A 26,186-nucleotide genomic window follows, 5' to 3' on the forward strand; every position below is an offset into this window, starting at 1 on the left:
GTGTATTAAATTTATTTATTGTTTGTATTTGATGCCAATGCCTAAAATGTAACCGTTTCCGGTATTAAAATCATAAACCTTATGATTGTCGTTATCGATAATATTGTATTTTTTATTAAAATCGTAACCTGCCTTAAAATTTATAAACCAGTTTTTATCGACGTTTCTTTCATATTCAAAAGCCGATGTCATTTGCGAGGTGCTAATTTTTGTTCCATTATTAGCAATAAGCGTATGATCCAGATTATAAAAAGTACCATTAAAACTATTCGTCAGGCTAAATGCATTTCGAATATTATTAGAATACGAAATCTTCGAATCCGGAAATCCAATCATCAAGGCACTTTTATCGTTTACTTTATATTGTACGGATAAAGTGGGCAGGAATTGCGGATAACCAAATACTGCTGTTCTTGCAACTCCAACATTTATATTGGTATTCAAATTTAACTGCTGACTTATTTCAAAACTTCCTAAGAGCGTTACATCAGAAAAATCAAGAGTCTTTTGAAAATTTGCCGTTGGTGTCAAAGAAAGATTCAGTTTAGTATTTGAAATTTCGTGTGAAATTTCAAATTTGTTTTTCAATTCAATAAATTGATCCAAATTTTCAAATACCTCAAAACTTCCGGCATCATAATTCACCTTCAAATTCGAGTATTCTACTGTGTTCTTTATTTTGTTTTTCGAATTGATTGCTGTACTAAATGATATACCAATACTGGTTTCATTAAAATCTATTTTATCTGTTGGCTCTGTTTTCAAATTTGCATTTACTGAAAATTTTTCCTGAGCTTTCATATTCAAAAACGAAATCAAAAAAAGAGAACCTATTAAAAGCCTTATTTTCATTACTTAATTATTGGTTCAAAAGTAGGTGCCTAATGGTTTTAAAAAAAAGAAGATATATGTATGGCTCTTTTTGATAGACTAAATACCCTTTTTTATGGCTGAACCAATTATTTGTTTGGCGAAACCTATCGTAGATGATTTTTTGCTATTTATAGGCTAAAAAGGCAAGACTGTATATGTTATAGTGTAGTGCAGAAGAGTGCATTTTATATTTGTTCAAAAAATAAGATTATGCATAAGTATATATTGATGTTGGTTTTTGCACTTACAATAATTTCATGCGGTACCGATACAGATGCCGGAGAGTTTGTTGTTGGGTCTGATTATTTGGCGGTAAGCAATAAAGTAATTTTAATTGATACCGTAACGGTCGAAATGTCTACCATAAACTTTGATTCACTTGTAACCTCAAGTCAAAGCCGAATTTTAATTGGTAATTATGAAGATCCTCTATTCGGGAAAATAAAATCAAACAGCTATTTTCAATTAGCAGGAAGTTCTTATACTCTTGAAAGTACAGGTTCTGATACTGAAGCTGTAAATTATGTTTTCGATTCTATTTCGATGATCTTAAAATATGATAATTACTATTATGGAGATACAACAAAAGTTCAAACGTTTGATATTCATAGAATTACTCAGACGGTAAAACCGAATACAGACGATGATAGTTTTTATAATAACTCGACTTTGAGTTATGGCAGCGAAAGTCTTGGAACTATCGCCTATAAACCCAGACCAACAGAAAAAGATTCGATTAATATTAAAATGGATGCTACATTTGGAAGTGAGCTTTTCCAGAAAATTAAAAAAAGAGAGATTACGGGGTTAACAAACTTAACAGAATATTTAAAAGGACTTGTTTTGGTTCCTAATATTGATAATTCTTCGAGTGTAATTGGTTTTAATGCCACTACAAGTGTCGTCAGGATGTATTATTCCAAATATCAGAGTGACGATGAAACTTCTTATTATATAGACTTTACCATTGCAGATGTTTCAAAGCAGTTCAACTCTATTTCCTCAGATAAAACCGGAACGGTAATTCAAAATTTACCCATTTCAAGCAGTAAATTATCCAGTACATTAACAAACAGGCAAGGGTACATTCAATCAGGAGCAGGAGTGGCCTGCCGGATTGATTTTCCAAATATAAAACAGCTCAAATACATTTCAGAAAAAGGTGCAATTGTCGATGCCCAATTGATTTTAAAACCGGTTAATAATTCTTATTCAGAACAATATCCTTTAGAAGATTCATTACGTGTATATGTAGCCGATAATTTAAACCGAATTAGTGCAACTTTATTAAATTCTGCAGGAAGTTCAGTGTATGGAACATTAAACCAAAAAAGTGACGAGTTCAATGAAAATGTTGGTTATACAATTCCGATAGGAGGGTTTCTTCAAAAAGAAATGTGGAAAACATCTGATTCAAAATCTTCTCTTATTTTGACATTGCCCGGAATTTCTAAATCTGTAGACAGAATTGTGTTAGGAGACCAAAAGCACGCAAACAATAAAATTCAACTAAAAGTTTATTATATCTCATATTAGATGAAAAATAAAATAATTTTTTTAAGCTGCTTCATTCTAATGTCGCTAACTTCATTTTCTCAAAGTATTTCAAGTTCTCCTTATTCATTATATGGTGTAGGAAGTTTGTATGACTCTGATTTTGGTTCAATTCCGTCTATTGGTTCATCAGGAATAGCCTTGCCTTCAAATCTCTTTATTAATAATTTAAATCCTGCCTCATTAGCTTACTTACCTTTAAATCATTTTATGTTTGATATTGGAGGAAAGGCAATCGCAACAACGTATGAAAGCGGATCAAGATCTGAAAAACGAAATAATTTTCAGTTTTCTCATATTGCTTTTGCCTTTCCGGTTACAAAAAAATCAGGATTTAGTGTGGCTTTGCGACCATATTCAAGTGCGACATTTAAAATCTCAAATTTAAAATTGCCTATCTCAGATAGTCAGGAATATTATTACTTAACAGCGGCGGGTTCTGGCGGATTAAATAATTTTGATTTTTCTTATGGTTATAGAATTGGAACAAAAATATCCGTTGGAGCTTCAGCCACTGTTTTGTTTGGTAATACAACAGATGACAGGAGTTATCTAATCTCAAATTCTATTACAAGTATTAGTAAAAAAACAGATTATAGTGGTTTACGCGCAACTTTAGGCACTCAGTATCAAATTGATTCTACTTTTACGGTTGCATCCACTTTTAAATTGCCAACAAAGGTTAAAGCTTCAAAAGTGCAAAGTGTAGAAACTTTGACCAATGAGGTTGTTTCTACGGTAGAATCGGATGTTGCTACAGATGCAGATGATTATTATATGCCTTTAGAAATAGGAGTTGGAATTAGCAAACGTTTTAAGAATAATCTAAATATGACTGTAGATTATGAAAAAAGCCTTTGGAAGAATACCAATCAGTCTGAGTTATACGGAGATTTTGTTAATCAGGACCGATTTGCACTTGGATTTACATATAGCGCCAAAAAGAATATCAGAAGATATTGGGATCGTGTTCAATATGCTGCTGGTGCCAATTTTGACACCGGTTACCTTGAAGTTGATGGAAAAAGAGTTAATAATGCATCAATTTCTATCGGACTTACATTACCAATAGAAAATACTTTTTCGGCCTTAAATATTTCCTATTCTTATGGACAAAAAGGAAAAGTTTCAGAAAATCTGATAAAAGAGAATTATCATAAAATATCCCTCAATTTGTCTTTAGATGGAATTTGGTTCGTCAAGCGAAAAATAGAATAGTGACTTAAAAATCCTTTTGTATTACTTCATATTTATTATCCAAAATTGATTTTAGAACAGAAGGATTTGCATTTGCATAAAATACAGGTTCGCTTTCTCCTTCATCAGAAAAACCAACTTTTTCGCGCAGCACATTTTGAGTTTGTCGAGCAACCGCTTCCCCGGAATCAATAATCTGAATATGCTCCGGAAGAATTTTTTTAATCTGAGGAATCAAATACGGATAATGACTGCAGCCCAAAACCAGGTAATCAATATTTGCATCGATCATAGGTCGCAAGTAAGTTTCTAACAGATCAGTCATTTCAGGAGAATTCAAATTTCCATCTTCAATAAGCTGTACCAACCCATGACCTACTTGTTCAATTATGGTTGTGTTTTGAAACATTTCGGCTGTTTTATTAAACAATTCACTGTTCAAAGTTCCTTGAGTAGCTAAAATTCCGATAACCTGGGTTTTCGAATTATTAGCTGCCGGTTTTATTGCCGGTTCAATCCCAATAAAAGGAATATCATAATCAGCACGAAGTTCCCTAATAGCATTTGTGGTTGCAGTATTGCAGGCAACAACAATTAGTTTACAGTTGTTTTCGATTAAAAAGTCAACATTTTTTTTACTTAAAGCAACAATCTCTTCTTTGGTTCTCTGGCCATAAGGAGCATTTTTATTGTCTGCTAAATAAATGGTTTTTTCGTTGGGAAGTAGTTCGTGAATGGCGCTCCAAATGGAAGTTCCTCCAATACCGGAATCAAAAACGCCTATAGGATTGTTGTTTGTCATAGAACAAAGTTACATATTTCTATGTTTTTCTACAATTTAGATGCTAAATAAAACGGTTAAGAAAATGTAAAAAAAGTACTATATTTACAATTAACCTTAAATAACTATAACTATGAAATTTATTAAAAATTGCGAAAAATTATCAAAAGAAGAACTTAAAAGTATTAATGGTGGAAGCGCTCCTTATTGTCCGGTTGGTAAAGTTTGCTATCGTGGGGAAGATAGTAACGGGAATCTACTTTGGGATTGTGTTCCAGTAACAACTCTATGCCCGGGAATTTAAGAAAATCATAATGTAAAAAAGGAGTTTTATTACTCCTTTTTTTATTTGTTGAGAAATACTTGGATATTTTGTTGTTTTTGTGACATGAAATTAATTTGGTTTTCAATTTCAAAAGCATCTTATACTTTTACTGATGCAAAAGCAAAGTATCTAACAGCGAATCAGGTTTTGTCTTTAATGCCGATAAATAAAGTTAATCTGGCCTTGATTTACGAGAAAGAGAATAATTTTAAAATGGGATTGGAAGGATATTTTACAGATGAGCAATTTTTATACAATGGTATACAAAATTCCTGCTTACTGCGAATTTGGATTTATGGTTGAAAAAATATTATGGTAAAAATTTTCTTTTTCAACTTTAAGAATTTTACAGATACTAAACAAAGTAACTATAAATGAGTTGTAAATGATCCGCACAGTGCACCAACTTTTGGTGATATATGAGATGCATAGATATAGAAGGTTTTACTATAAACGGAGGAGTAAAAATAAAATTATAGGAGCAAAAAAAATGGCTCAACTTTTAAGTTGAGCCATTTTAATAATAAGATTATTTCTTAGAATCCTAAATCTTTTTTAACATCAGCAGTAATGTTTGGACCATCTGCTAATAAAAGAGTAGAACCATCTAATATATATTGGAAACCTTTAGCTTTTCCAACTTTTTGGATAGAAGCTCTTACTTTTTCCATTAATGGTTTTACGATGTCAGTTTCTTTTTGTTGTAGTTCTTTTTGTGCATTGTCTCTATAGTCAACAATTCTCTTTTGCATGTCTTGAACTTCTTTAGAACGCTCACCGTTTACAGCTTCAGTTACAGTAGCAGCTTCAGCTTCATACTTTTTGATTTTTACTTGATATTCATCAACCATTTTTTTGTATTCAGTATCGTATGTACCACTTAATTTTTGTAGTTGATTTTGAGCATCAAGCATTGCAGGCATTTTCGACATAATCTCGCTAACATCAACATGAGCTACTTTAGCTTGTGCATTCATTGTGTTACTTGCTCCTAAAACTAGTATCGCAGCAATTAGTAAAGTTTTGATTTGTTTCATCATTTTTAAAAAAATATTAATTAATTATCGGTCGTATTTGTTTTCTGTGTTTCGGCTTCTTTTGCTTTTTTAGCTGCCTCTCGTTCTTCTAAAATTTTCTTCTTTCTGTCTTCTAACTCTTTTTTTCTCTGTTCGTAAATCTTCTGTCTTTCTTCGGCCTTGGCTGCTGCTGCGTCAGCGGCAGTATTTGTTGGTGTCGTCGTTGTAGCTGCGGGCTCGGTTGTTGTTGAAGAAGGTTTTGCTGTAGCGTCAGTTTTTGTTTCTTCTGTTTTAGCTGGTTCAGAAACCGTGCCATTTTTTTTGGCTTCTCTTTCTGCTAAGATCGCTTTTCTTCTGTCTTCATATTCTTTTTTCTTAGCTTCTTGTTCCAGCCTTCTGTCTTCGATCAATTTTTCTCTTACAGCCTTTCTTTCATCTAATACCTTTTGTCTTTCTGCCATTTCAGGATTTTCGTCAATGGCATTTTCCCGGCTCTCTTTAACTTCTTGCTCTTTCAATTGTTTTTTAGTCAATTGCTCTCGCTTATCAGTTCTGTTTAGTACACGTATAACCTGATCACTAATGTCAAATCTTTTATTACTAAAAAGCATTGTTAAATCAGATGACTTGTCAAAAACAAAATCATAGTTTTTAGCTTCTGCAATATCCTGAACAGCTGTAAAAACCTGATCTTGTATAGGTTTTGCTAACGCTGCTTTATGTCGAATTAAATTTCCATCAGCACCAAATTGCTTTTGCTGATAGTCCATCATTTCATCTTCCTGAAATTTAATTTCACTTTCTCTTTCATCAATAAGCTCCTTAGTAAGTAAAGCTTTTTCGGCTTTAAGATTTTCTTTGAGTTTATTGATTTCTAGTTTTTTGGCTTCTATTTCTTGTTTCCATTTTTGAGCTTTTAGCTCTAATTGGGCTTTTGCTTCCTTATAATCGGAAACATTTTCTAAAATATATTCCATGTCGATGTAGCCAATCCTAGTCGTCCTTGTCTGCGCTTGACTTGTAGAAGCTACAACCAAGGCTAAAAATATAAATAAAAATTGTTTTCTCATAACATTACTTTATTTTGAAATTTTTAGCCAAATGTAATAAAATTTGTACTAAAAACTACACTAAAATTGTTGTCCAATGATAAAGTGTGTTTCCCATCCATTTGCTTTATTTGTAACAGATCCTGGCAGAGCGTCAAATCCATAACCAAAGTCAATACCTAATAATCCAAATGCAGGCATAAATACACGTAAACCAACACCGGCAGAACGATTTAAATCAAATGGGTTATAATCTTTAAAAGTTGGATATGATGATCCTGCTTCCAAAAAGGTCAAAGCATAAATAGATGCTGATGCTTTTAACGTAATTGGATAACGTAACTCCATTGAGAATTTATTATAAATAGTTGCTCCAATTTGATCTCCGGCTGAATTCACCGGCGTTAATGAGTTATTTGGGTAACCTCTTAACTGAATAGTTTCTCTACCATCCATAGAATAGTTGGCCATTCCATCTCCTCCTAAATAAAAACGTTCGAAAGGTACAACACCTCTTGACTGATCATATGCTCCTAAGAAACCAAATTCTGTTAGTGTTCTTAAAACTAATTTACCATATACTTTAGTATACCAGTCTGCTTTAAATTTAACTTTATAGTATTCTAACCAGTTGTATTTCTTTTGGTCGACTTTTCCAACATCAGTATCAGCACTTCCATAATCAGATCCTACACCTACAGTACCGGATGTTCCGTTTACTGTTTCAGTTTTTGTGTAATCTCCAGGGCTAATTGGCTGTCCATCTGCACCTGAAATTACTTCTGTTCCTGTATATTTCGTTTTATACTCCTTTTGATTTTGTAAATCTGAATAGTTAATTCCATTAAACAATGAATATGGAGGTGTCACTTTTGCAGAGATACTAAATTCAGAACCATAAGTTGGAAATATTGGGTTAACCCCTTTATTACTTCTTGAAATTCCGATAGTATAAGCTAAGTTTCTTGACGCTCCGTTACCAAAGGTAAATAAACCTGTATTATAATTATTTAAATCATAATGCTGATAACTGATAGATTGTGATAACACAAAATAATCATCCGGCACTGTTAGTCTTTTAGCAAGCCCAACCTGGACTGTAAAAATATTAAAACTTTTGCTCTTATCAACATCTCTCGTGATATAATTATTAAGAAATTGCGTACTATAAGAGATAGATGAGCTAAATTGTACCGGTTTTTTACCTCCAAACCATGGTTCAGAGAATGATAAACTATACGTTTGGAAATATGTACTTCCTTGTAAACGAAGAGATACTTTTTGACCATCTCCCATTGGTAAAGGCCTATAGGCTTCTTTCTTAAATATATTTCTTACTGAGAAGTTATTAAACGAAAGTCCTAAAGTACCAATGAAACCACCTCCGCCGTAACCACCCTGAAGTTCAACCTGGCTGGATCCTTTTTCTACTACGTGATATTCAATATCAACTGTTCCTGCAGCTGCATCAACATTTTTGAATTTTGGATCGATAGCTTCAGGATCAAAAAATCCTAATTGTCCAATTTCACGAATAGTTCTAACTAGTTGTTCTTTACTATATTTTTCTCCCGGTTTAGTTCTTAATTCGCGGTAAATAACATGATCGTTTGTTTTGTCATTTCCTACAACTGATATTTTATTAAAATAAGCAATAGGACCTTCGGTAACTCTAATTTCAAAATCGATAGTGTCATTAACTGTTCTTACCTCTACAGCATTGATGTTTGAAAACAAATAACCGTTGTTTTGATATAAGTTTGTAATATCTTCTGCATCTGGTTTTGTTTTGTCGGCAATTCTTTTTTCAAGTAAAACGCCATTATATGTTTCACCTTTTTTAATTCCTAAATAACGGTTCAAAAGTTGATCTGAATATACTGTATTTCCTAAAAATTTAATATTTCCGAAGTAGTATTTATTTCCTTCTTCCATATTGATTTTTATAGCCAGCATATTCTTCTCCTTATTATAGGTAACAGAATCATAAATGATACGGGCATCACGATATCCTTTTTCCTTGTAAGTAGCAACAACCTTTTCTAAATCGGCTTTGTATTTTTCAGGAATAAATTTTGACTTTTTTAGAATACGCAGAAAGTTTTTTTGTTTAGTGTCCTTCATTGCTGCTCTTAACTGATTGTCAGTAAGCTTTTCATTGCCAATGAAGTCAATTTTACTAATTTTTACTTTATCGCCTTTGTCTACGCGAACAAGCATATTGACCTGATTTCCACCGGTAGTGTCAGCAGGTGTATTTGTAATAGTAACTTTTGTATTATAATAACCTTCTTTTTTATATTTATTTTCAATGTAATTTTTGGTCGTTGTAATTAAGTTTTCGTTTACAATTTTATTTTTGGTTAAATTGTTATCCTTAATTAATCCTTCGACTTTACTTTTCTTGATACCAACAAATTTTACCTCGTTTAGTTTAGGAAGTTCAACAATATTTAAGTCAAGATAAATACTATCATTATCAATTTTATTTACGTAGAAAGCAATTTCATCAAAAAGTCCAAGTTTGCCCAGTTTTTTAATTGCACCACTGATTTCTTCACCGGGAACGGCTATTTCCTGTCCTTTTTGAAGACCTGAAAAGGTAACAACGGTTTGTTCATTGAAGCTTATTTTACCAACAACAGAAACTTTAGCAAGAATGTATTTTTTTCCCTGATCAAAAGGAACTCTTTCTTGTGCTTTTATTTGTGAAAAACTACCCAAAAGAAGTAGGGTAAGGACTATTTGTATTCTTTTTTGTAACACTAAAAAATTATTTAATTTGTTCACTGGTTTTTCCAAATCTACGTTCTCTTTTTTGATAACTAATAATAGCCTCATATAAATCTTGATCTTTAAAGTCTGGCCACAAGACATTAGTAAAATATAGTTCTGCGTAGGCAATCTGCCATAGCAAAAAATTACTTATTCTATGTTCTCCACTTGTTCGTATTAATAAATCTACGTCAGGTAAATTTTGCGTGTAAAGATGCTCATTTATAATTGAATCGTCAATAGTGTCTATTGAAATTATATTATTTTTAACTTTATCACTGATGATTCTAACGGCATTTACCAATTCTTCTCGTGATCCGTAACTTAAAGCCAATGTTAGCGTTAGGCGCGTATTATTTTTTGTTTTATCAATAACGTCCTGAAGTTCTTTTTGAGCGGTTTTTGGTAATTTATCAAGATTTCCAATAGCATTAAGCCTGATATTGTTTTCTTGTAAAGTGCCAAGTTCTTTTTTTAATGAATTGATTAATATTTTCATTAAAGCTTCAACTTCTAATTTTGGGCGATTCCAGTTTTCTGTTGAAAAAGCATAGAGCGTTAGATACTCAATACCAAGTTTTGCACAAGTGGTAATTGTTTTTTTTACTGATTTTGTACCATTTTCGTGACCAAAAGCTCTTAAGAACCCTTGTTGTTTTGCCCAGCGACCATTACCGTCCATGATTATGGCCAGATGTTTAGGTAAGTTTGTTTTGTCTATAGAGTCTATTAGGTTCATTTTATTATTCTGCGCAATAGCAAGGTTTTAGTCCAAAGGTATAAGTTAAAGTAACACCTGTAAAGACATACCAATCGTTATTATTTAAATTTCCAAATCGTAAAGATGATAAGGCATCGTTACCAGGATTACTTCCGTCAATATCGTCTGTAAAGGTATAACGGGCTCCAACTTCAAGGCCCAGAACAAAATTAGGAGATACATTTGACTTGATTCCTAACGTTATAGGAATAGCAATTGAACTTGAATTTTTATCTTTTCTGGTTTGACCTCCCGAAATATATAATTCATCGTACATAAAGTAACTTAATCCTGAATATATATAAGGAGTAATTTTTGGATGATAGTCATGTAGATTAAAATCAAAAAAATTAAATTCTAAACCGGCAGAAAGTTCTTTAACATTGTTTTCAAATCTGTAACCTCGATTGCTTCGCCCTGTTTCTTCAGATTCACGATCGTTTCCTGTAACAGTAGATTGTGTATATGAAAAACGGTAAGAATGTCTTGGACTTTTGTTCCATTTATACAAAATACCAAAAGCTAACTTTTCAGGAGCGATATAGTTTGTTTTACCAACATCACCTACAAAGTTGCTTCCACCAAGAAAAACACCAATCTCATTAATTTGAGCGTTTAGTGTAATTAGGGGGAATAAACATAACAATAAATTAAAAATTTTCTTCATTTAATTCGGAATTGCGTGCAAATATAATAATTATCGATACGAATCAACGTCGCTTTAGTTAAATGTGCTTTTTTTTCAATTTGCAATATGATTTTGAGACATTTAATGAGGATTCGATACATGCAGAACGAGAAAAAGTGGTATTATCGTATAGTAGCGTGTGAGAAAAAGGCTTAATTCCTCTTGTCTTCTCCCCAAAGCAGCTTGTTTCTTAAGGTTTTTAAGAAAGTTTCACCGGGAATTTCAACCATTTTTATTTTAAAATCTGTTTTTTTGATCGTTAAAACAGATTCGTTTTTTACAGAAGCAATTCTGGAATCTAATGAAACTAAATACTGATCTTCTCTTCCTGATACACGTAACTTAATTTCGGTATCATCGGGAATAACAAGTGGTCTGGCGGTTAAATTATGAGGTGCGATAGGCGTAATTACTAAACTTTTTACCTCTGGCGTAAGCAATGGTCCGCCACAACTTAAAGAATATCCGGTTGAACCCGTTGGCGTCGAAATAATCAAACCATCTGCCCAATAAGAATTTAAATATTCATTGTTCAAATAAGTTTCAACGGTAATCATCGAAGTTGTGTCTTTTCTACTTACTGTAACTTCATTCATGGCAAAATTTAAATCTTCTTCAATAGCATCATTTTTTGGATCGCAGGTTATGCTTAATAAGGTTCTCTCAGAAATAGTGTAGTTTTTATCAATTACAAACTGCAAAAAACTGTCAATATTTTCTTTTTGTACGGTAGCCAAAAAACCAAGTCTTCCTGCATTGATTCCCAAAATAGGAACACCGGAATTACGGACTAAAGTTGCAGCTCTTAATATAGTTCCATCGCCACCAATACTTATTAACATTTCAAAACTATTATCTAATGAAGTACTTAATGAAAAAGTTTTATATTCTTTTTTTACGAGTTCCTTTTCATGAAGCATTTTTAAAAAGTTCTCCTCTATTACCATTTCAACATTATTGGTATTGAAAAACAAAAAAATATCTTTTATAATAGGTTCGGTACTGTTTTGGTAATACTGTCCGTAAATGGCTACTTTCATTTTTTTTAATTAGATAATTTGTCAATTAGAAAATCAGATAATGAGCCAGCTAGTTAAGAAATTATCTAATTGACATATTAACTTCATTATCTAATTATATATTAAGGTATTTGTCTAAATAATCAGAACGTTCTTTTAAGCTGTTTATATAAGCGTCTTCCTGATGTTCTGAAATGATTTCATAATTATATCGTCTAAATGTCTGAATGATTTCATTCATTGGTCCCACACCAATTTTTACTGTAATCTGAACATTTTCTAAATCAGCCTCAGAAACAAAACAGCCTAAAATTTTTCCATTATTGCTTTCCACTATTTGTGCTACCTGGCCCATAGAATAATCCAAAAGTCCTTTTTGAACAATAATAATACCTCCTTGTTCTTTTAAAAATGGAGTTTCCTGAAAAAATTTCATGATGTCTTCCATTTCATAATAACCTACATAGATATTATTTTCATCAATAACCGGAACAGTATTAGTGTGATTTTTTGCAAATACTTCTAAAACATCGAGCCACATCATTGATTTTCTGGCAAAAAAACGTTCTAAAGTATATTTGTAATCAATTGCTTTTTTGTCAGTGTCAAAAGTTTCAACATCGTCAGAAGCAATACTTCCAATGAAAATACCGTTTTCCAAAATTGGAAAATGAGAAAAATTCAAGTCGGCAAAAAAGTCCTGAACCGATGCTATCGTTTCCTGGCTATCAATTGCTCGAAAATCGTTTGTGATATAGTTTGTAATTTCTGTCATAAATCAATTGAAGATATTTGATGCAAAATAATCAAAAAATAGCAAAAACTGCTACGTTTTACTTTGTATTTTTGTCGTAACAAATATAGTGTTACTAGAATTAATTATCTATTTTATATGACAAAGTTAAGTGTAAATATCAATAAAATTGCAACCTTACGTAATGCAAGAGGCGGAAATGTTCCTGATTTACTAAAAGTAGCTACCGATATTCAGAATTTTGGAGGTCAGGGAATTACCATTCATCCACGTCCGGATGAGCGTCATATTCGTTATCAGGATGCGCGCGATTTAAAACCAATTGTTTATACCGAATATAATATTGAAGGAAATCCGCAGCATAATTTTATTGATTTGGTTTTAGAATGCAAACCAACTCAGGTTACCTTGGTTCCCGATGCGATTGGAGCTATAACATCTTCTGCAGGTTGGGATACCGTAAAAAATCAGGCTTATTTAATAGAAGTTATTCAGGAATTTCAACGTAACGGAATCAGAACTTCGATTTTTGTTGATCCCATTAATGAAATGATTGAAGGAGCAAAAAAAACAGGAGCAGACAGAATCGAATTATATACCGAAGCATTTGCACATCAATATAGTTTAGGAAATAAAAACGGAATTGATCCTTATGTAAAAGCTGCAGAATTGGCAAACGAATTAGGTTTGGGAATCAATGCAGGACATGATTTAAGTTTAGATAATATTCAGTTTTTTAAACAAAATATTCCCGGTTTATTAGAGGTTTCTATTGGGCATGCCTTGATTTCTGAAGCACTTTATCTTGGTTTGGATAATGTCGTGAATATGTATCTAAATAAATTGAAATAAGTTTAAAATTAAAACAATTATAACCTGATATAATTGGGTTATAATTGTTTACTTTCGCACTTTTCATATAAAAAGCTAGTGTCGAAATCAATTATTATTTTTTGTTTATTCTGTTTTTCCGGTTTATTTGCGCAATCTCAAGCCAATATAACAGGAAATGTAAAATCTTCTGAAAATGAAAATTTAATTGGTGCGGGTATTTCTTTCGATATAAATAATCAAAAATATTCGGTACTAAGTGACACACTTGGTAATTTTTCAAAAGATATTTCTTTAGGCAAAATCACAATTACAATTAATCAATTGGGTTATCTCGATAAAACCCTCAATATTGATCTTGTAAAAGATACTGTAATCTCAATTGTTTTAGAAAAAGATATTTCACTTTTAAAAGAAGTGATTATAGAGAATGACAAAAAAAATGGTATTTCAACTTTATCAGGAGGAAAATTATCTTTCAATTTAAAAGAATTGTCTTCGTTACCGACCGTTTTAGGAGCAACCGATATTATAAAGATTTTGCAATTAACACCCGGAGTTCAAAATTCTGGCGATGCTAATGGATATTTATATGTAAGAGGTGGCGATCCGGGACATAATGCAATATTATATAATGGAACACCGGTTTATGGAATGTCTCATTTATTAGGTATTTTTCCTTTTTATAATGCTGATCATATTAAGGAGGTAGAATTTGATAAGTCAAGTTCGAATGCAAAATACGGAGGACGATTAAGTTCGACGACACTTTTAATTCCGAACAAAAAAATACCTACTGAATTTACTATTCAGGGAAATGTCGGTATTTTGGCTTCACAATTGAATTTTGCCATTCCTGTAACAGAAAAAACAGGAGTATATATTTCAGGAAGAAAAACGTATATCGACGAAATTATTGAACCATTGATAAATTCTTCATCCCAGAATAATGATGTTCAGAATATGAAATATGGATTTTCAGACGGAAATATCACTTTTGTATCTCAGATTTCTAAAAATAATCTATTTGCTGTAGATGCTTTTGTTAGTGGTGATAAATTAAAAATTAATGACGATAATTTGTCTTTAAAAACCAGACTGAAATGGAGTAATTTTACGGTTTCTCCTTCTGTAACCACAGCACTTTCCTCAAAAACAAGCATGTCAAATGCTGTTTATTTTAGCCAATATTCTAATGATTTGAGTATGGAACAGGCAACAATTCAGTTTGGTGTTTCTTCGTATGTGAAAGATTTTGGTTTTACAAATTCATTTCGTTTTTGGATAAAAAATATTCCTGTCGAGTCTGGATTGCAATATGTTTATCATGATTTACAGCCTCAAAAAGTGAATGTTGAAAACTTCAGCAGTTCAAACAATACATCCCAAAATAGTATGATTACTGCCAATGAAGCAGCGATTTTTACTACCATCAAACCAAAATTGACAGACAAATTAAACGCAGAACTGGGCTTGAGGATAAATTATTATACCTCAGGATCGCAAAGTTCTTATTTGCATTTTCAGCCTCGTCTGCTGTTGAATTATATAGCCAATGAGAAGTTTTCTTTTTACGGATCTTATAACAAACAATATCAATATTTGAGTTTGATTACGACTTCAAGTGTTGGAATTCCGACAGATTTCTGGATTGCAAGTTCTGATGGAATTAAACCGCAATCGTCAGATGAGTTTGCAATTGGTTCAAATCAAAATATTTCAAAGAATTTGGTTTCTTCTTTAGGAGGATTTTATCGCTCTATGAAAGATTTACTGGAATACCCTTATGGTATAACTCAGTTTAATGAAACCACAACTCTAAAAAATGATTTATTGGTGGGTAAGGGAAAAGCGTATGGTCTTGAATTTATGCTGCGAAAAAATAACGGAAAATTTACCGGCTGGTTAAGTTATACTTTAAGCTGGTCTGATAGAAATTTTGATGAACTTAATAATGGAAAAACGTATTTTGCCAAATATGACAGACGTCATAATCTGTCGTTAGTTGGAATGTACGATTTAAATTCAAAATGGAATTTTGGTGTTACCCAGATATTTAGTTCCGGAAATCGATTTACAATGCCAACTTCCTGGTATTTTATCAATAATAATCCGGTCAAAGAATATTCAGAATACAATAATGCACAAATGCCAAATTATATTCGTACCGATCTTTCTGCAAATTATTTCTTCTTTAAAACAAATAAAAAAGAAAGCGCTTTAAATTTTTCAATTTATAATACGTTCAATATTGATAATCCAATTTATGTTGTTTTAGATGTTAAAGTTGCTGATGATAAAAGTAGTGTTGTTGTAAAACAGGATAAAAAAGTTTTGTATCGAATATTGCCTTCAATAAGCTGGAGATTTAAATTTTAAAAGATGAAAAAATATTTATTATTTCTTTTTGCTTTAATAATAATGAGCTGCTCTAAAGATGATTTTAGCGAACAAAGTATCGAATCTAAAATTGTTGTAGAAGGCTGGATAGAAGAAGGAGATTATGCTCAGGTTTTGCTTTCAAGCAGTATTCCGGTTACAGATGTAATTGACTCTACAAATGTTTTGAATCATGTCATTCGGTCGGCAAAAATTACAATTTCTGATGGTCAGACTTCAGAAGTTTTAAGAGTAAAAAATGATAAAAACAGAGTTCCGCCCTTTGTATACTACGGAACAACTTTGAAAGGTGAAGCTGGAAAAGAGTATTCGCTAAAGATAGAATATTTAAATCGTGTTGTCGAAGCTGTAACCACTATACCTAAAACAGTGGAGCTTAAAAGTGCCGAGTATGTAAAAAAGAATGTTACAGATACAACAGGTTATGTTTTTGTAAAATTTGATGATCCTTTAGAAGATAAAAACTATTATCAGGTTGCTACAAAAATTGATACAGAAGAACCGATTTTTGTTCCGGCGTTCTATGGAAATTTAGATGATAAAAATTTCACGTCATCAAATGTCTCTATACAGGTAAACAGAGGAATTTTGCTTTTTCCAAAAACAAAGTTTACGCCATATTTTGCTGATGGAGATTTAATTTATGTGAAACTAAGAACCCAAAACAAAGAAGCTTTGGATTTCTGGAACAGTTGGCAAAATGAAATTGTAAATAGTAAAAACCCAATTTATCCATCAAATACAAGTTTAAAATCCAATATAAAAGGAGGTATTGGTATTTGGGCGGGATATGGGCAAAGTACGATAATTGTTAAAACGCCTCCAAAAAAATAAATCCGGTTTGAAATTATTTCAAACCGGATTTATGTTATGCTTTAAAGCAATAATTAGTTCTCAAAAGCTTTGATGAATTCTTCAAATTTAGCTTCGAAGCTGCTAAATCCTGTTGAGAAATAAGCTCCCATTTCTACTTCTGTATTATCTCCGAATTTTAAGTAATAAACTTCGTTGTAATAATTAACAGTTACAGTCGAGTTGTCGTCATAAGCCCAGTAACCTCCATTGCTTGCAGTTGCATCAGTTACCCATTTGATATTATAGGTATAGGTGTCTGCTTTTTCAGAGTGCTGAACAATATCAGCAATTTTAGTTCCGTCTTTTTTAGATACTAAAATTAACTTTGAGTTTTTATTGAAACTTGCAACAGTACCTTGAGAATATTTAAGGTTGTTTGAATTTTCATCTGCATAATGGTTTTTAGTTCCGTAATCAGAATATACCATTGTTTTTTCTAAAGCAATTTCGTCAGCTGCTGCCATAGCTAAGTCCATATCAGCAATAATTAGAAAATTGTCTAAAAGTTGCACTAATCCGTTTGCTTTACCTCTATATTGTACTAATTCGTCGTTAGTCATTAAAGCATCAATACTCGCATTGCTTCCTGAGTTAAATGAAAGTAAAGTTTTACCGTTATAAGTTAGAGCACCTTTTGAAGTGTTTTCTGTAGCTTTAACACCACTCATTTCCCATGTATAACCATCACTTAGAGTCATTTTGTAGGCAAACTCATTAGGAACTTCTTTTCCGTTAGAATATTTTGCAGTTTGTGTAAATGAAGCTACAGCAGTATTGTCGATTGTTAAAGTTGCATCTGCTGAAGTTGGTAAGAAAACATAATCGTTTGTTTTTACTCCAGATTGCCAATCATAAGTATCTTCAATTTTAACTTTAATATCTGAAGAAACACTTTTGCTGGAGAATGTAGCATTATTTGTAGTTTGAGTTTCTTTAGCAGGAAAAACAAATTTTAATTCTGAAGTCGAAGCTGTTTTTACCCAAACTTTACCGGTATTATCCCAAGTGTAAATTCCGTAAACTCCAGCAACATTGATAATATCTTCTACTTCATTATCGTTTTTTCCGTTAAAAATATCAACAGGACTAACGTCTAATAATCTGTTTAAGTTTTCAATTGTTTCAATTGCACTTAATTTTTTAGTTTTGTCTAGCTGAACCAACATCTCATTAGCTTCTGCCTCTAATTTTACTTTTTGCTCTGTAGGAGTCAATTTAGAATAAGGCTGTTTGATAATGTTAGCAATTTGTTCTGCCAAAGTTTGCTCAGGTACAACAGGGTCAATTACAACAGGGTCAGTTTCCGGACTGTCATCACTAGAACATGAAATCATAAGTTGAGAAGCAACTAATGATAATAAAAGGAATTTTTTAATCATAGGAGTGGTATTTAATTAAATGATTTGAATCAAATTTTGGGTTGATTTCTGAGCGCGAATATACACTTTCAGATTGTTCTTTGTTTACGGGAAACCGTAAAACGATACGCTTTTTTTACAATAAAATGATTTCTTCAAAATTTTTCCACTTATATTGATAAATAAGTTTTTTACATTTGTAATAAGCTTAAAAATATATAAATGTTATACTCAAAAATAGAAGGCGAAGGGAAACCTTTCATCATCATGCACGGATTTCTGGGAATGTCTGATAATTGGAAAACACTTGCCGGGCAATATGTAGAAGCCGGATTTCAGGTTCATATTTTAGATTTAAGAAACCACGGACGCAGTTTTCATTCAGATGAATGGAGTTACGAAGCTATGGTTCAGGATGTTTTCGAATATTGCCAGGCCAATCAATTAAGTAAGATAGATATTTTAGGACATTCGATGGGAGGGAAAGTAGCGATGCTTTTTGCAACAACACATTCTGAAATTGTAGATAAATTGATTGTGGCAGATATTGGTCCGAAGTTTTATAAACAACATCATCAGGATATTTTAGCAGGATTAAATGCAGTTGATTTTTCCGTAAAACCAAGTCGAAACGATGTTGAGGAAATTGTTGCGCAATATGTTTCTGATTTTGGAACACGTCAGTTTTTATTGAAAAATTTATACTGGAAAGAACCTGGACAATTGGCGTTTAGATTCAATCTCGAAGTTTTCAATAATAATCTTGATGCCATCGGAAAAGCTTTGCCGGATGATTTGGTTTTCGAAAAGCCAACATTATTTATACGCGGAGGAAATTCCGGTTATGTTCAGGATGCCGATCTTGATCAGATTCGTACACACTTCCCTGATTTAAAAGTAGAAACAATTCCAAATGCCGGCCATTGGCTTCATGCCGAAAACCCTAAAATGTTTTTTGAATTGACAACTGCCTTTTTAAAGGAATAGTCATTTTAGCAAATATTTTATTACTTTTATTAAAATTTTAAATTAAAATAAATATGAAATTATTACTTAGACTTCTAGTTACTGCAGCCTTGGTTTTATTACTTGCTAATCTTTTGACAGGCGTACATGTAGCAAGTTTTGGTACAGCTGTAATTGTTGCAGTGGTTTTAGGATTGCTAAATCTTTTTATAAAACCAATTTTAGTTATCCTGACTTTGCCGGTAACGGTGATTACTTTAGGTTTGTTTTTACTGGTTATAAATGCGATCATTATTTTATTGTGTACCAATATAGTTGGAGGTTTTGCGGTAGATTCTTTTTGGACAGCATTAATCTTTAGTGTCATATTGTCTATTCTTCAGTCTATTACTTACAAAATTCTAGGAGACGATAAAAAATAAAAATAGAAATGACGTTTAAAACGTCTTCAAATACAATAGATTAAAAACTTGGCTGGGTTGCAAAAATTTTATAATTTTGCAACCCAATTTTATTACGTAAATTAAAGAAGAAGATGGATATTAAAAGAGTAGCAACAGACGCTGTGAATGAAACAATTGTAATGACAGTTGTTCACATGGATTACAAAGGTCAAGTAGCAAAAAGAATAAACGAAAAAATGCCTTTGGCTACCGTTAAAGGTTTTAGAAAAGGACAAGTTCCTAAAGACCTTGTTGAAAAACAATACGGAAAAGCAATTAAGCAGGAAGAAGTTAAAAAAGTAGTTGATTTGGCTTTAGAGCGTTTTGTTCAATCTGAAAGATTAAATCTTTTAGGAACTCCTCTTGCTAAAGAAAACGAAAACTTTGATTGGGATGCTGAAGAACTAACTTTCGAATACGAAATTGGTTTAGTACCAAACTTTGAAATTGACTTAGAAGCTAAAAACAATATCGTAAAATATATCGTTACAGCTGATGATAAATTAATCGACGGACAAGTTGAGCGTATCCAAAAACAATTCGGAAAAGCAATTCCACAAGATAAAGTTGATGCTGATTCTGATTTGACAGGAACTTTCTCTAATGAAGAAAAAGGTATCGACAATACAACTACAATTTCAGTTTCTACATTCAACAAAAAAGCAGGTGACAAATTCATCGGTAAAAAAGTTGGAGATGTTGTTACTGTAAGCACAAAAGGTTTATTTGAAGATGACCACCAATTAATGGATTACTTAAAAGTATCTCATGATGATGTTCACGGTTTAGATGTTGAAGTAAACTTTACTATCGAAGCTATCAACGGAGCAGAATTGGCAGAATTAAACCAAGAGTTATTTGATAAACTTTTCGGTGAAGGAAAAGTAGCTTCTCTTGAAGATTTAAAAGCTAAAATTAAAGAAGATGCTGAAGCTCAATTCGCACAGCAGGCAGATCAAAAATTATTGTTAGACGTTCAGGATTTCCTGATCGAAAACACAAAATTTGATTTACCGGCTGAATTCCTTAAAAAATGGTTGCAAACTGTTGGAGAGAAAAAACTTTCTGCAGAAGAAGCTGAAGTTGAATACGCAAGATCTGAAAAAGGATTACGTTTTCAATTAATTGAAGGAAAAGCAATGGCACAAAGTAATATCCAAATTACATTTGAAGATTTGAAAGCTTTTACAACAAACGCTATCAGACAACAAATGGCTCAATTTGGACAAACAAACCCAACTGACGAAGAAGTACAAGGAATCGTGGCTAGAGTTTTATCTAACCAGGAAGAAGTGAAAAGACTTTCTGAGCAGGTTGTTGCTGAAAAATTGTTAGAAGTGTTTAAAGAAAAAGCAAATCCAACAACTAAAGAAGTAACTTATGAAGAATTTATTGCAGCTTCTTACGGCGAATAATTTCTAAGATAATAGTATTTGGAGCGTCAGGAAGTTTTTTCCTGACGCTCTTTTGTTTTAATTTATTTTTTGATTACTTTTCAGGAGCTAATCCAGCTATCCGTTACAAGTTTTTTCATGCCTCCCTTTTTTTGTAAGGTAAAAAAAGAGCTTCCGCTGGTCGCTTTTTTCTACCAACAAAAAATAGTTGTCATTTCAAAAAGCTTTTCACTGCTATCTGGGCTAGAAATAAGACATATTGACATTCTTTATAAAAGGGTATGACCTTTGTGGGAAATAAAATATAATACCAAAAATTAAGTAAAACTTAGACACATAAAATATGAACTACGGTAAAGAATTTAAAAAATTTGCTACAAAGCACCAGGGAGTAAACGCAATGTACTACGATAAAATCGTAGCGGCAATGAACCCAACAAACATGACTCCATACATTATCGAAGAGCGCCAGTTGAACGTTTCTCAATTAGACGTGTTTTCAAGATTAATGATGGACAGAATTATCTTTTTAGGAACTGGTATCGACGATCAAATCGCAAATATCGTTCAGGCACAATTATTATTCTTAGAAAGTGCTGATGCTTCAAAAGATATTCAAATTTATCTAAATTCTCCAGGAGGAAGCGTTTACGCAGGTTTGGGAATTTATGACACGATGCAATACATCAAACCAGACGTAGCTACAATTTGTACCGGTATGGCAGCTTCAATGGGAGCCGTTTTATTATGCGCAGGAGCTGAAGGAAAACGTTCAGCTTTACCGCATTCAAGAGTTATGATTCACCAGCCATCTGGAGGAGCACAAGGTGTTGCAACAGACATGGAAATCAACTTACGCGAAATGTTGAAACTAAAAGATGAATTATATCATATTATCTCTCAACATTCAGGACAAACTTTTGATAAAGTGCACAAAGACAGTGAGCGCGATTACTGGATGAAAGCTGACGAAGCAAAAGAATACGGAATGATTGATGAAGTTTTAAGAAGAAGCTAAAAATTAGTTTATTATGTTTCAAGTTTCAGGTTTCAAGTTAACAATAGCAACTTGAAACCTGAAATTTGAAACCTTTTTAAGACTTGAAACAAAAATATAAGTTAATAAGTTACTAAGTTTTAAAGGTTTTATTGAAAACTCTCAGAAACTTAGTAACTTTGCAGCTTAGTAATAAAAAAAGAATGGCTAAAGTAGTATTAGAATGTTCGTTTTGTGGAAGAAAAAAGCCAGAAACCAATTTATTGATTGCAGGTATTAATGCACACATTTGTGATAAGTGTATTGAACAGGCACACGGAATTGTAATAGAAGAATTAAAATCAAGCGGAAGCGCTAAACTGGTTGGGGACTTAATTTTAAAGAAACCAAAAGAGATCAGAGCTTTCTTAGATCAATATGTTATTGGACAGGATCAGACTAAAAAAGTAATGTCGGTTGCGGTTTACAATCACTACAAACGTTTAATGCAACAGCAATTAGACGACGAAGTAGAGATTGAAAAAAGTAACATCATTATGGTTGGTCAAACCGGAACAGGAAAAACATTGGTAGCAAAAACTATCGCAAAAATGTTAGACGTTCCTTTGGCAATCGTAGATGCGACAGTGCTTACAGAAGCAGGTTATGTAGGTGAAGATGTTGAAAGTATTTTGACACGTTTATTACAAGCTGCTGATTATGATGTAACCAAAGCAGAAAGAGGAATCGTATTTATTGATGAAATAGATAAAATCGCCCGCAAAAGCGATAATCCATCTATAACACGTGACGTTTCTGGAGAAGGAGTTCAACAGGCATTATTGAAATTATTAGAAGGAACAGTTGTAAACGTGCCACCAAAAGGAGGACGTAAACATCCGGACCAGAAATTTGTGGAGGTAAATACCCAAAACATCCTGTTTATTGCAGGTGGTGCTTTTGATGGAGTAGAACGTATTATTTCTAAACGTTTAAACCGTCAGGCAGTTGGATATTCTACTTCTAAAAATGTTGATAATATCGACAAAGACAATTTGTTGCAATATATCATTCCAAAAGATATTAAAGATTTTGGATTGATTCCTGAAATTATTGGTCGTTTACCAGTTTTAACACACATGGATCCTTTAGATAGAGAAACATTGCGTGCCATTCTGACTCAGCCAAAAAATGCGTTAATCAAACAATATCAAAAATTGTTTATGATGGACGAAGTAGAATTCAGTATTTCTGATGAAGCTTTAGATTTTATTGTTGATAAAGCTTTAGAATACAAATTAGGTGCTCGTGGATTGCGTTCGTTATGCGAAGCAATTCTAACAGATGCTATGTACGAATTACCAAGTTCAGACGATAAAGTTTTGACAATTGATAAAGATTACGCAGAACATACTTTAAGTAAAAATTTATTGAAGAGAATGGAAATTGCTTCGTAAATTCTAAATACAGCTTTGTCAAGTTTTAAACTTTGACAAAGATTTAATATCAAACCTGTTCATTTATTTGAGCAGGTTTTTTTTTTGAAAATTATAAAAACAACATGAATTTCACTAATTGTCACTAATTCGTTTGTGAAATTAATTTCACAAAGTTAATTAACGATTGAAATTTGTGCAAATTCGTGAAATTCGTGTTTAAAATTTCCTGCTTCTGAAAAAATTACTGAACCCTAAACTTCTCTCGATATTCAATTGGTTTCATGCCCACCATTTTAAAAAACACTTTTCTAAAAGCTTTTGGATCATTATAGCCCGTTTTTTCGATTATCTCAGAAATTGAAAGCTGCGTTTGTTCCAAATATTTCTTAGAACTTTCTACACGTATATTTTGCAAATATTCAATTGGCGGAATTCCGGTTACTTGTTTAAATCGGCGTGTCATGTTTCTGGCACTTGTGGGAATATCTTTTGTTATTTCTTCCAACTTTTCAATAGAATGATATTGGCTTTCTATTTTTTGCTGCAGCATGGCAACTAAAGAATCGTTGTGTAAATGATTGGGTCTGAAGGTGCTAAAATAGCTTTGTTTGTATCGGTTTAAATCAATAGAAAAGATCTTTGCGATTTGAACAGCAATTTCATTTCCGCAATATTTCTGAACCAAAAGAATCAATAGATGGAAAGATGAAGTCGAACCTCCGCTTGTGTATAAACTTCCATCGGCCGTTAAGGTTTCTTCAGATTTTAATTTTACCAACGGAAATGCTTTCGTAAAAGCACTGCAGGCATCGACATGTGTTGTTGCCAGTTTTTCGTTAAGTAAACCCGAAGCTGCAAACAAAAAAGCACCCGTACAAAAACTGGCTAATTCGGCTCCGGCCTGATGCTGTTTTTGCAGCCACGGAATAAAATTTTTATTTTTTGCGATCATCTCACTCATATCATCCGTAGTAAAAGCCGGAATTAAAATGAGGTCTAAAAGTTTATCAGAATCTTCGATTGAATTTACTTCATAACCAAATAAAAATTTTTCTTTGATTTGTTCCGCCGATTGAAAAACCATAATTTCAAAAGGCTTTTCCGGACCATTACTTAATTTATTAGCAGTTTCAAAAACTTCTAAAATAGCTGCTATACTTAATAATTTATAGTAGTGAGGTACAATTAAAGCTGTTTTCTTAGTCATGGTATTTCATTTATGGTTATTACAAAAATAGAAAAATTGTCTTAAATGCCCCTAAAGATGACTTTTTTTGTAATGCAAGCCTTGTTATTTAACTTTAAATTTGTTTTGATAATTTGTAATTTTATATATCATGGCAACAAAAATTTTCATAAATCTTCCGGTAAAAGATTTAAATCGATCCATTTCATTTTTTACTGAGTTGGGTTTTTCGTTCAATCCACAATTTACAAATAACAAAGGAACTTGTTTAATTATTGGCGAAAATATAAATGCAATGCTTTTAGTTGAAGAGTTTTATGCAACATTTACCAACAAAGAAATTTGCAATGCAGAGACAACAAGCGAAGTTCTTATTGCCTATCTTTTGAAACTCGTGAAAAAGTAGATGAAATAATGGAAAAAGCGATTCGATCAGGAGGAACAGAATATGTGGAAACGAAGGATTATGGGTGGATGTACCAACGCACTTTCCTGGATATAGACGGACATCATTGGGAGATTTTCTATATGGATGAAAGTAAAATACCAAGCGAAGTATAAATTAAAGCCTGTAATATGATACAAGTTCAAAATAAAATAAATGCCTCAATAGAAAAAGTTTGGGATCTGTGGACATTGCCAGAACATATTATGAATTGGAATAATGCTTCTGCAGACTGGCATACACCATATGTAGAAAATGATTTGAAAGCAGGCGGAAAATTCAAATTTACAATGGCTCTTAAAGATGGAAGCGATGGTTTTGATTTTGAAGGCATATATACTAAAATCGAAAAATTTTCATGGATAGAATATCAGCTTTTGGATAACAGAACGGCAAATGTTCGTTTTGAAAATAGTGGTGATCATGTAAAACTTACCGAAACATTTGAGCCAACAACAAAAGATTCAGCAGATATGGAAGAACAATTTTGTACTGCAATTATTCAAAATTTTAAAAAGTACGTTGAAAATTTTAAAGAGTAAACCAATTAATAAATTATAAAATAATAAATAATGATAACAGTAAAAAGTACAATAAATGCATCAATAGACAAAGTTTGGGAATTATGGACATTACCTGAACACATTACAAAATGGAGTTTCGCCTCGCCGGATTGGCATACACCTTATGCAGAAAATGATTTGAAAGAGGGCGGAAAATTTAAATCGACGATGGCCGCAAAAGATGGCAGTATGAGTTTTGATTTTGAAGGCGAATATACTTTGGTAGAAAAAAATAAAACCATTGAATATGTTATGGCTGACGGAAGAAAGGTTGAAATTAGTTTTGCAGCAACTTCAAATGGAGTAGAAGTAACGGAAAGTTTTGATCCTGAAACACAAAACCCCGAAGAAATGCAACGCGGCGGCTGGCAGGCAATTTTGGACAACTTTAAAAGTTATGTCGAAGTAAATTAATCGCGCAAAGTCGCGAAGGCGCAAAGTTTATGTTTTTAAATTTTCTTTGCGACTCTGCGACTTTGCGCGAGATGAAATTTAACAGGCAAAACTTAAATTATCTTATGTAACTTATATGGTTTATT

At 32.4% G+C, this 26,186-nt stretch carries 26 protein-coding genes; 15 read left to right on the forward strand and 11 right to left on the reverse strand.

Annotation, left to right across the window (positions count from 1 at the left end; translation table 11 throughout):
* Positions 1 to 15: 15 nt before the first annotated feature.
* Positions 16 to 852 (reverse strand): DUF6268 family outer membrane beta-barrel protein, encoded by an 837-nt coding sequence (locus tag BUE22_RS17025; protein WP_073396856.1) that lies wholly within the window; start codon positions 850 to 852, stop codon positions 16 to 18.
* A gap of 231 nt (positions 853 to 1,083) precedes the next feature.
* On the opposite strand from BUE22_RS17025, the gene BUE22_RS17030 reads away from it, so the two are divergent.
* Entirely contained in the window at positions 1,084 to 2,409 is a 1,326-nt protein-coding gene (locus BUE22_RS17030) for a DUF4270 family protein (RefSeq protein WP_073396859.1), read from the forward strand.
* Positions 2,410 to 2,448: 39 nt separating this feature from the next.
* A complete protein-coding gene (locus BUE22_RS17035) occupies positions 2,449 to 3,645 on the forward strand; it encodes a BamG family beta-barrel-assembly machinery protein (RefSeq protein WP_243396787.1) in 1,197 nt (398 codons plus the stop codon).
* A gap of 4 nt (positions 3,646 to 3,649) precedes the next feature.
* On the opposite strand, the gene murI is transcribed toward BUE22_RS17035, so the two are convergent.
* Positions 3,650 to 4,426 carry a glutamate racemase gene (gene murI, locus BUE22_RS17040; protein WP_073396865.1) on the reverse strand — a complete coding sequence of 259 codons (777 nt, stop codon included), beginning with the start codon at positions 4,424 to 4,426 and terminating at the stop codon, positions 3,650 to 3,652.
* A gap of 112 nt (positions 4,427 to 4,538) precedes the next feature.
* Between murI and BUE22_RS23625 the strand changes: the two genes are divergently transcribed.
* Positions 4,539 to 4,709 carry a bacteriocin-like protein gene (locus BUE22_RS23625; protein ID WP_117614823.1) on the forward strand — a complete coding sequence of 57 codons (171 nt, stop codon included), beginning with the start codon at positions 4,539 to 4,541 and terminating at the stop codon, positions 4,707 to 4,709.
* Between the two features lie 84 nt (positions 4,710 to 4,793).
* Positions 4,794 to 5,033, forward strand: coding sequence for a hypothetical protein (locus BUE22_RS17045; protein WP_073396868.1), 240 nt, complete (start codon positions 4,794 to 4,796; stop codon positions 5,031 to 5,033).
* 233 nt (positions 5,034 to 5,266) lie between these two features.
* Here the strand turns inward: BUE22_RS17045 and BUE22_RS17050 are convergent, their stop codons facing one another.
* The 7 genes from BUE22_RS17050 to BUE22_RS17080 all read right to left on the reverse strand — a co-directional run bounded on the left by BUE22_RS17050 (position 5,267) and on the right by BUE22_RS17080 (position 12,812).
* On the reverse strand, positions 5,267 to 5,770 hold the full coding sequence (locus BUE22_RS17050; protein ID WP_207761264.1) for an OmpH/Skp family outer membrane protein: 504 nt from the start codon (positions 5,768 to 5,770) through the stop codon (positions 5,267 to 5,269).
* Positions 5,771 to 5,787: 17 nt separating this feature from the next.
* Positions 5,788 to 6,816, reverse strand: coding sequence for an OmpH/Skp family outer membrane protein (locus BUE22_RS17055; protein WP_073396870.1), 1,029 nt, complete (start codon positions 6,814 to 6,816; stop codon positions 5,788 to 5,790).
* A gap of 60 nt (positions 6,817 to 6,876) precedes the next feature.
* A complete protein-coding gene (locus BUE22_RS17060) occupies positions 6,877 to 9,636 on the reverse strand; it encodes a BamA/OMP85 family outer membrane protein (protein WP_042565679.1) in 2,760 nt (919 codons plus the stop codon).
* Complete coding sequence (locus BUE22_RS17065) at positions 9,569 to 10,309, reverse strand: isoprenyl transferase (RefSeq protein ID WP_042565727.1); 741 nt, start codon at positions 10,307 to 10,309, stop codon at positions 9,569 to 9,571. The genes BUE22_RS17060 and BUE22_RS17065 overlap by 68 nt, the downstream gene beginning before the upstream one ends.
* 4 nt (positions 10,310 to 10,313) lie before the next feature.
* The gene (gene porG, locus BUE22_RS17070) at positions 10,314 to 10,997 is read right to left on the reverse strand and encodes a type IX secretion system protein PorG (protein WP_073396873.1); all 684 of its coding nucleotides are present in this window, start codon (positions 10,995 to 10,997) and stop codon (positions 10,314 to 10,316) included.
* 173 nt (positions 10,998 to 11,170) lie between these two features.
* Positions 11,171 to 12,058: an NAD kinase gene (locus BUE22_RS17075; RefSeq protein WP_042565681.1), complete on the reverse strand. Its 888-nt coding sequence runs from the start codon at positions 12,056 to 12,058 to the stop codon at positions 11,171 to 11,173.
* A 94-nt stretch (positions 12,059 to 12,152) separates the two neighbouring features.
* A complete protein-coding gene (locus BUE22_RS17080; RefSeq protein WP_042565682.1) occupies positions 12,153 to 12,812 on the reverse strand; it encodes a CBS domain-containing protein in 660 nt (219 codons plus the stop codon).
* Between the two features lie 117 nt (positions 12,813 to 12,929).
* Between BUE22_RS17080 and BUE22_RS17085 the strand changes: the two genes are divergently transcribed.
* From BUE22_RS17085 to BUE22_RS17095, 3 genes are all read left to right on the forward strand, one after another.
* The gene (locus BUE22_RS17085) at positions 12,930 to 13,643 is read left to right on the forward strand and encodes a pyridoxine 5'-phosphate synthase (protein ID WP_073396876.1); all 714 of its coding nucleotides are present in this window, start codon (positions 12,930 to 12,932) and stop codon (positions 13,641 to 13,643) included.
* A gap of 78 nt (positions 13,644 to 13,721) precedes the next feature.
* Positions 13,722 to 16,001, forward strand: coding sequence for a TonB-dependent receptor plug domain-containing protein (locus BUE22_RS17090; protein ID WP_073396879.1), 2,280 nt, complete (start codon positions 13,722 to 13,724; stop codon positions 15,999 to 16,001).
* Positions 16,002 to 16,004: 3 nt separating this feature from the next.
* Positions 16,005 to 16,856, forward strand: coding sequence for a DUF4249 domain-containing protein (locus tag BUE22_RS17095; protein WP_073396882.1), 852 nt, complete (start codon positions 16,005 to 16,007; stop codon positions 16,854 to 16,856).
* Positions 16,857 to 16,909: 53 nt separating this feature from the next.
* Here the strand turns inward: BUE22_RS17095 and BUE22_RS17100 are convergent, their stop codons facing one another.
* On the reverse strand, positions 16,910 to 18,256 hold the full coding sequence (locus BUE22_RS17100; protein WP_073396885.1) for a hypothetical protein: 1,347 nt from the start codon (positions 18,254 to 18,256) through the stop codon (positions 16,910 to 16,912).
* A 201-nt stretch (positions 18,257 to 18,457) separates the two neighbouring features.
* On the opposite strand from BUE22_RS17100, the gene BUE22_RS17105 reads away from it, so the two are divergent.
* The 5 genes from BUE22_RS17105 to clpX all read left to right on the forward strand — a co-directional run bounded on the left by BUE22_RS17105 (position 18,458) and on the right by clpX (position 23,471).
* A complete protein-coding gene (locus BUE22_RS17105; RefSeq protein ID WP_073396888.1) occupies positions 18,458 to 19,222 on the forward strand; it encodes an alpha/beta fold hydrolase in 765 nt (254 codons plus the stop codon).
* A gap of 53 nt (positions 19,223 to 19,275) precedes the next feature.
* The gene (locus BUE22_RS17110) at positions 19,276 to 19,623 is read left to right on the forward strand and encodes a phage holin family protein (RefSeq protein ID WP_042565688.1); all 348 of its coding nucleotides are present in this window, start codon (positions 19,276 to 19,278) and stop codon (positions 19,621 to 19,623) included.
* A gap of 113 nt (positions 19,624 to 19,736) precedes the next feature.
* Positions 19,737 to 21,059 carry a trigger factor gene (locus BUE22_RS17115; protein ID WP_073396890.1) on the forward strand — a complete coding sequence of 441 codons (1,323 nt, stop codon included), beginning with the start codon at positions 19,737 to 19,739 and terminating at the stop codon, positions 21,057 to 21,059.
* A gap of 322 nt (positions 21,060 to 21,381) precedes the next feature.
* The gene (clpP, locus tag BUE22_RS17120) at positions 21,382 to 22,056 is read left to right on the forward strand and encodes an ATP-dependent Clp endopeptidase proteolytic subunit ClpP (protein ID WP_073396892.1); all 675 of its coding nucleotides are present in this window, start codon (positions 21,382 to 21,384) and stop codon (positions 22,054 to 22,056) included.
* Between the two features lie 182 nt (positions 22,057 to 22,238).
* Positions 22,239 to 23,471: an ATP-dependent Clp protease ATP-binding subunit ClpX gene (gene clpX / locus BUE22_RS17125; RefSeq protein ID WP_073396894.1), complete on the forward strand. Its 1,233-nt coding sequence runs from the start codon at positions 22,239 to 22,241 to the stop codon at positions 23,469 to 23,471.
* Positions 23,472 to 23,694: 223 nt separating this feature from the next.
* Here the strand turns inward: clpX and BUE22_RS17130 are convergent, their stop codons facing one another.
* Positions 23,695 to 24,660, reverse strand: coding sequence for a GlxA family transcriptional regulator (locus tag BUE22_RS17130; RefSeq protein WP_073396896.1), 966 nt, complete (start codon positions 24,658 to 24,660; stop codon positions 23,695 to 23,697).
* A gap of 130 nt (positions 24,661 to 24,790) precedes the next feature.
* Between BUE22_RS17130 and BUE22_RS23930 the strand changes: the two genes are divergently transcribed.
* The 3 genes from BUE22_RS23930 (at position 24,791) to BUE22_RS17145 (ending at position 26,061) form a co-directional block, all read left to right on the forward strand.
* Positions 24,791 to 25,045 carry a VOC family protein gene (locus tag BUE22_RS23930; protein ID WP_243396788.1) on the forward strand — a complete coding sequence of 85 codons (255 nt, stop codon included), beginning with the start codon at positions 24,791 to 24,793 and terminating at the stop codon, positions 25,043 to 25,045.
* A 170-nt stretch (positions 25,046 to 25,215) separates the two neighbouring features.
* Positions 25,216 to 25,626, forward strand: coding sequence for an SRPBCC domain-containing protein (locus tag BUE22_RS17140; RefSeq protein WP_073396898.1), 411 nt, complete (start codon positions 25,216 to 25,218; stop codon positions 25,624 to 25,626).
* 30 nt (positions 25,627 to 25,656) lie between these two features.
* Positions 25,657 to 26,061 (forward strand): SRPBCC family protein, encoded by a 405-nt coding sequence (locus BUE22_RS17145; protein ID WP_073396901.1) that lies wholly within the window; start codon positions 25,657 to 25,659, stop codon positions 26,059 to 26,061.
* Positions 26,062 to 26,186 lie beyond the last annotated feature (125 nt).

It is taken from the genome of Flavobacterium pectinovorum (assembly GCF_900142715.1).
In the GTDB taxonomy this organism is placed as follows: domain Bacteria; phylum Bacteroidota; class Bacteroidia; order Flavobacteriales; family Flavobacteriaceae; genus Flavobacterium; species Flavobacterium pectinovorum.

Coding starts and splice junctions, on each gene's coding strand:
- clpP (WP_073396892.1), top strand. CDS start 21,382: ATGAACTACGGTAAAGAATTTAAAAAATTTGCTACAAAGCACCAGGGA.
- BUE22_RS17075 (WP_042565681.1), bottom strand. CDS start 12,058: ATGAAAGTAGCCATTTACGGACAGTATTACCAAAACAGTACCGAACCT.
- BUE22_RS23625 (WP_117614823.1), top strand. CDS start 4,539: ATGAAATTTATTAAAAATTGCGAAAAATTATCAAAAGAAGAACTTAAA.
- BUE22_RS17100 (WP_073396885.1), bottom strand. CDS start 18,256: ATGATTAAAAAATTCCTTTTATTATCATTAGTTGCTTCTCAACTTATG.
- BUE22_RS17055 (WP_073396870.1), bottom strand. CDS start 6,816: ATGAGAAAACAATTTTTATTTATATTTTTAGCCTTGGTTGTAGCTTCT.
- BUE22_RS17105 (WP_073396888.1), top strand. CDS start 18,458: ATGTTATACTCAAAAATAGAAGGCGAAGGGAAACCTTTCATCATCATG.
- BUE22_RS17080 (WP_042565682.1), bottom strand. CDS start 12,812: ATGACAGAAATTACAAACTATATCACAAACGATTTTCGAGCAATTGAT.
- BUE22_RS17045 (WP_073396868.1), top strand. CDS start 4,794: ATGAAATTAATTTGGTTTTCAATTTCAAAAGCATCTTATACTTTTACT.
- BUE22_RS17030 (WP_073396859.1), top strand. CDS start 1,084: ATGCATAAGTATATATTGATGTTGGTTTTTGCACTTACAATAATTTCA.
- BUE22_RS17115 (WP_073396890.1), top strand. CDS start 19,737: ATGGATATTAAAAGAGTAGCAACAGACGCTGTGAATGAAACAATTGTA.
- BUE22_RS17065 (WP_042565727.1), bottom strand. CDS start 10,309: ATGAACCTAATAGACTCTATAGACAAAACAAACTTACCTAAACATCTG.
- BUE22_RS17130 (WP_073396896.1), bottom strand. CDS start 24,660: ATGACTAAGAAAACAGCTTTAATTGTACCTCACTACTATAAATTATTA.
- murI (WP_073396865.1), bottom strand. CDS start 4,426: ATGACAAACAACAATCCTATAGGCGTTTTTGATTCCGGTATTGGAGGA.
- BUE22_RS17140 (WP_073396898.1), top strand. CDS start 25,216: ATGATACAAGTTCAAAATAAAATAAATGCCTCAATAGAAAAAGTTTGG.
- BUE22_RS23930 (WP_243396788.1), top strand. CDS start 24,791: ATGGCAACAAAAATTTTCATAAATCTTCCGGTAAAAGATTTAAATCGA.
- BUE22_RS17035 (WP_243396787.1), top strand. CDS start 2,449: ATGTCGCTAACTTCATTTTCTCAAAGTATTTCAAGTTCTCCTTATTCA.
- clpX (WP_073396894.1), top strand. CDS start 22,239: ATGGCTAAAGTAGTATTAGAATGTTCGTTTTGTGGAAGAAAAAAGCCA.
- BUE22_RS17025 (WP_073396856.1), bottom strand. CDS start 852: ATGAAAATAAGGCTTTTAATAGGTTCTCTTTTTTTGATTTCGTTTTTG.
- BUE22_RS17145 (WP_073396901.1), top strand. CDS start 25,657: ATGATAACAGTAAAAAGTACAATAAATGCATCAATAGACAAAGTTTGG.
- BUE22_RS17060 (WP_042565679.1), bottom strand. CDS start 9,636: ATGAGGCTATTATTAGTTATCAAAAAAGAGAACGTAGATTTGGAAAAA.
- BUE22_RS17095 (WP_073396882.1), top strand. CDS start 16,005: ATGAAAAAATATTTATTATTTCTTTTTGCTTTAATAATAATGAGCTGC.
- BUE22_RS17085 (WP_073396876.1), top strand. CDS start 12,930: ATGACAAAGTTAAGTGTAAATATCAATAAAATTGCAACCTTACGTAAT.
- BUE22_RS17110 (WP_042565688.1), top strand. CDS start 19,276: ATGAAATTATTACTTAGACTTCTAGTTACTGCAGCCTTGGTTTTATTA.
- porG (WP_073396873.1), bottom strand. CDS start 10,997: ATGAAGAAAATTTTTAATTTATTGTTATGTTTATTCCCCCTAATTACA.
- BUE22_RS17050 (WP_207761264.1), bottom strand. CDS start 5,770: ATGATGAAACAAATCAAAACTTTACTAATTGCTGCGATACTAGTTTTA.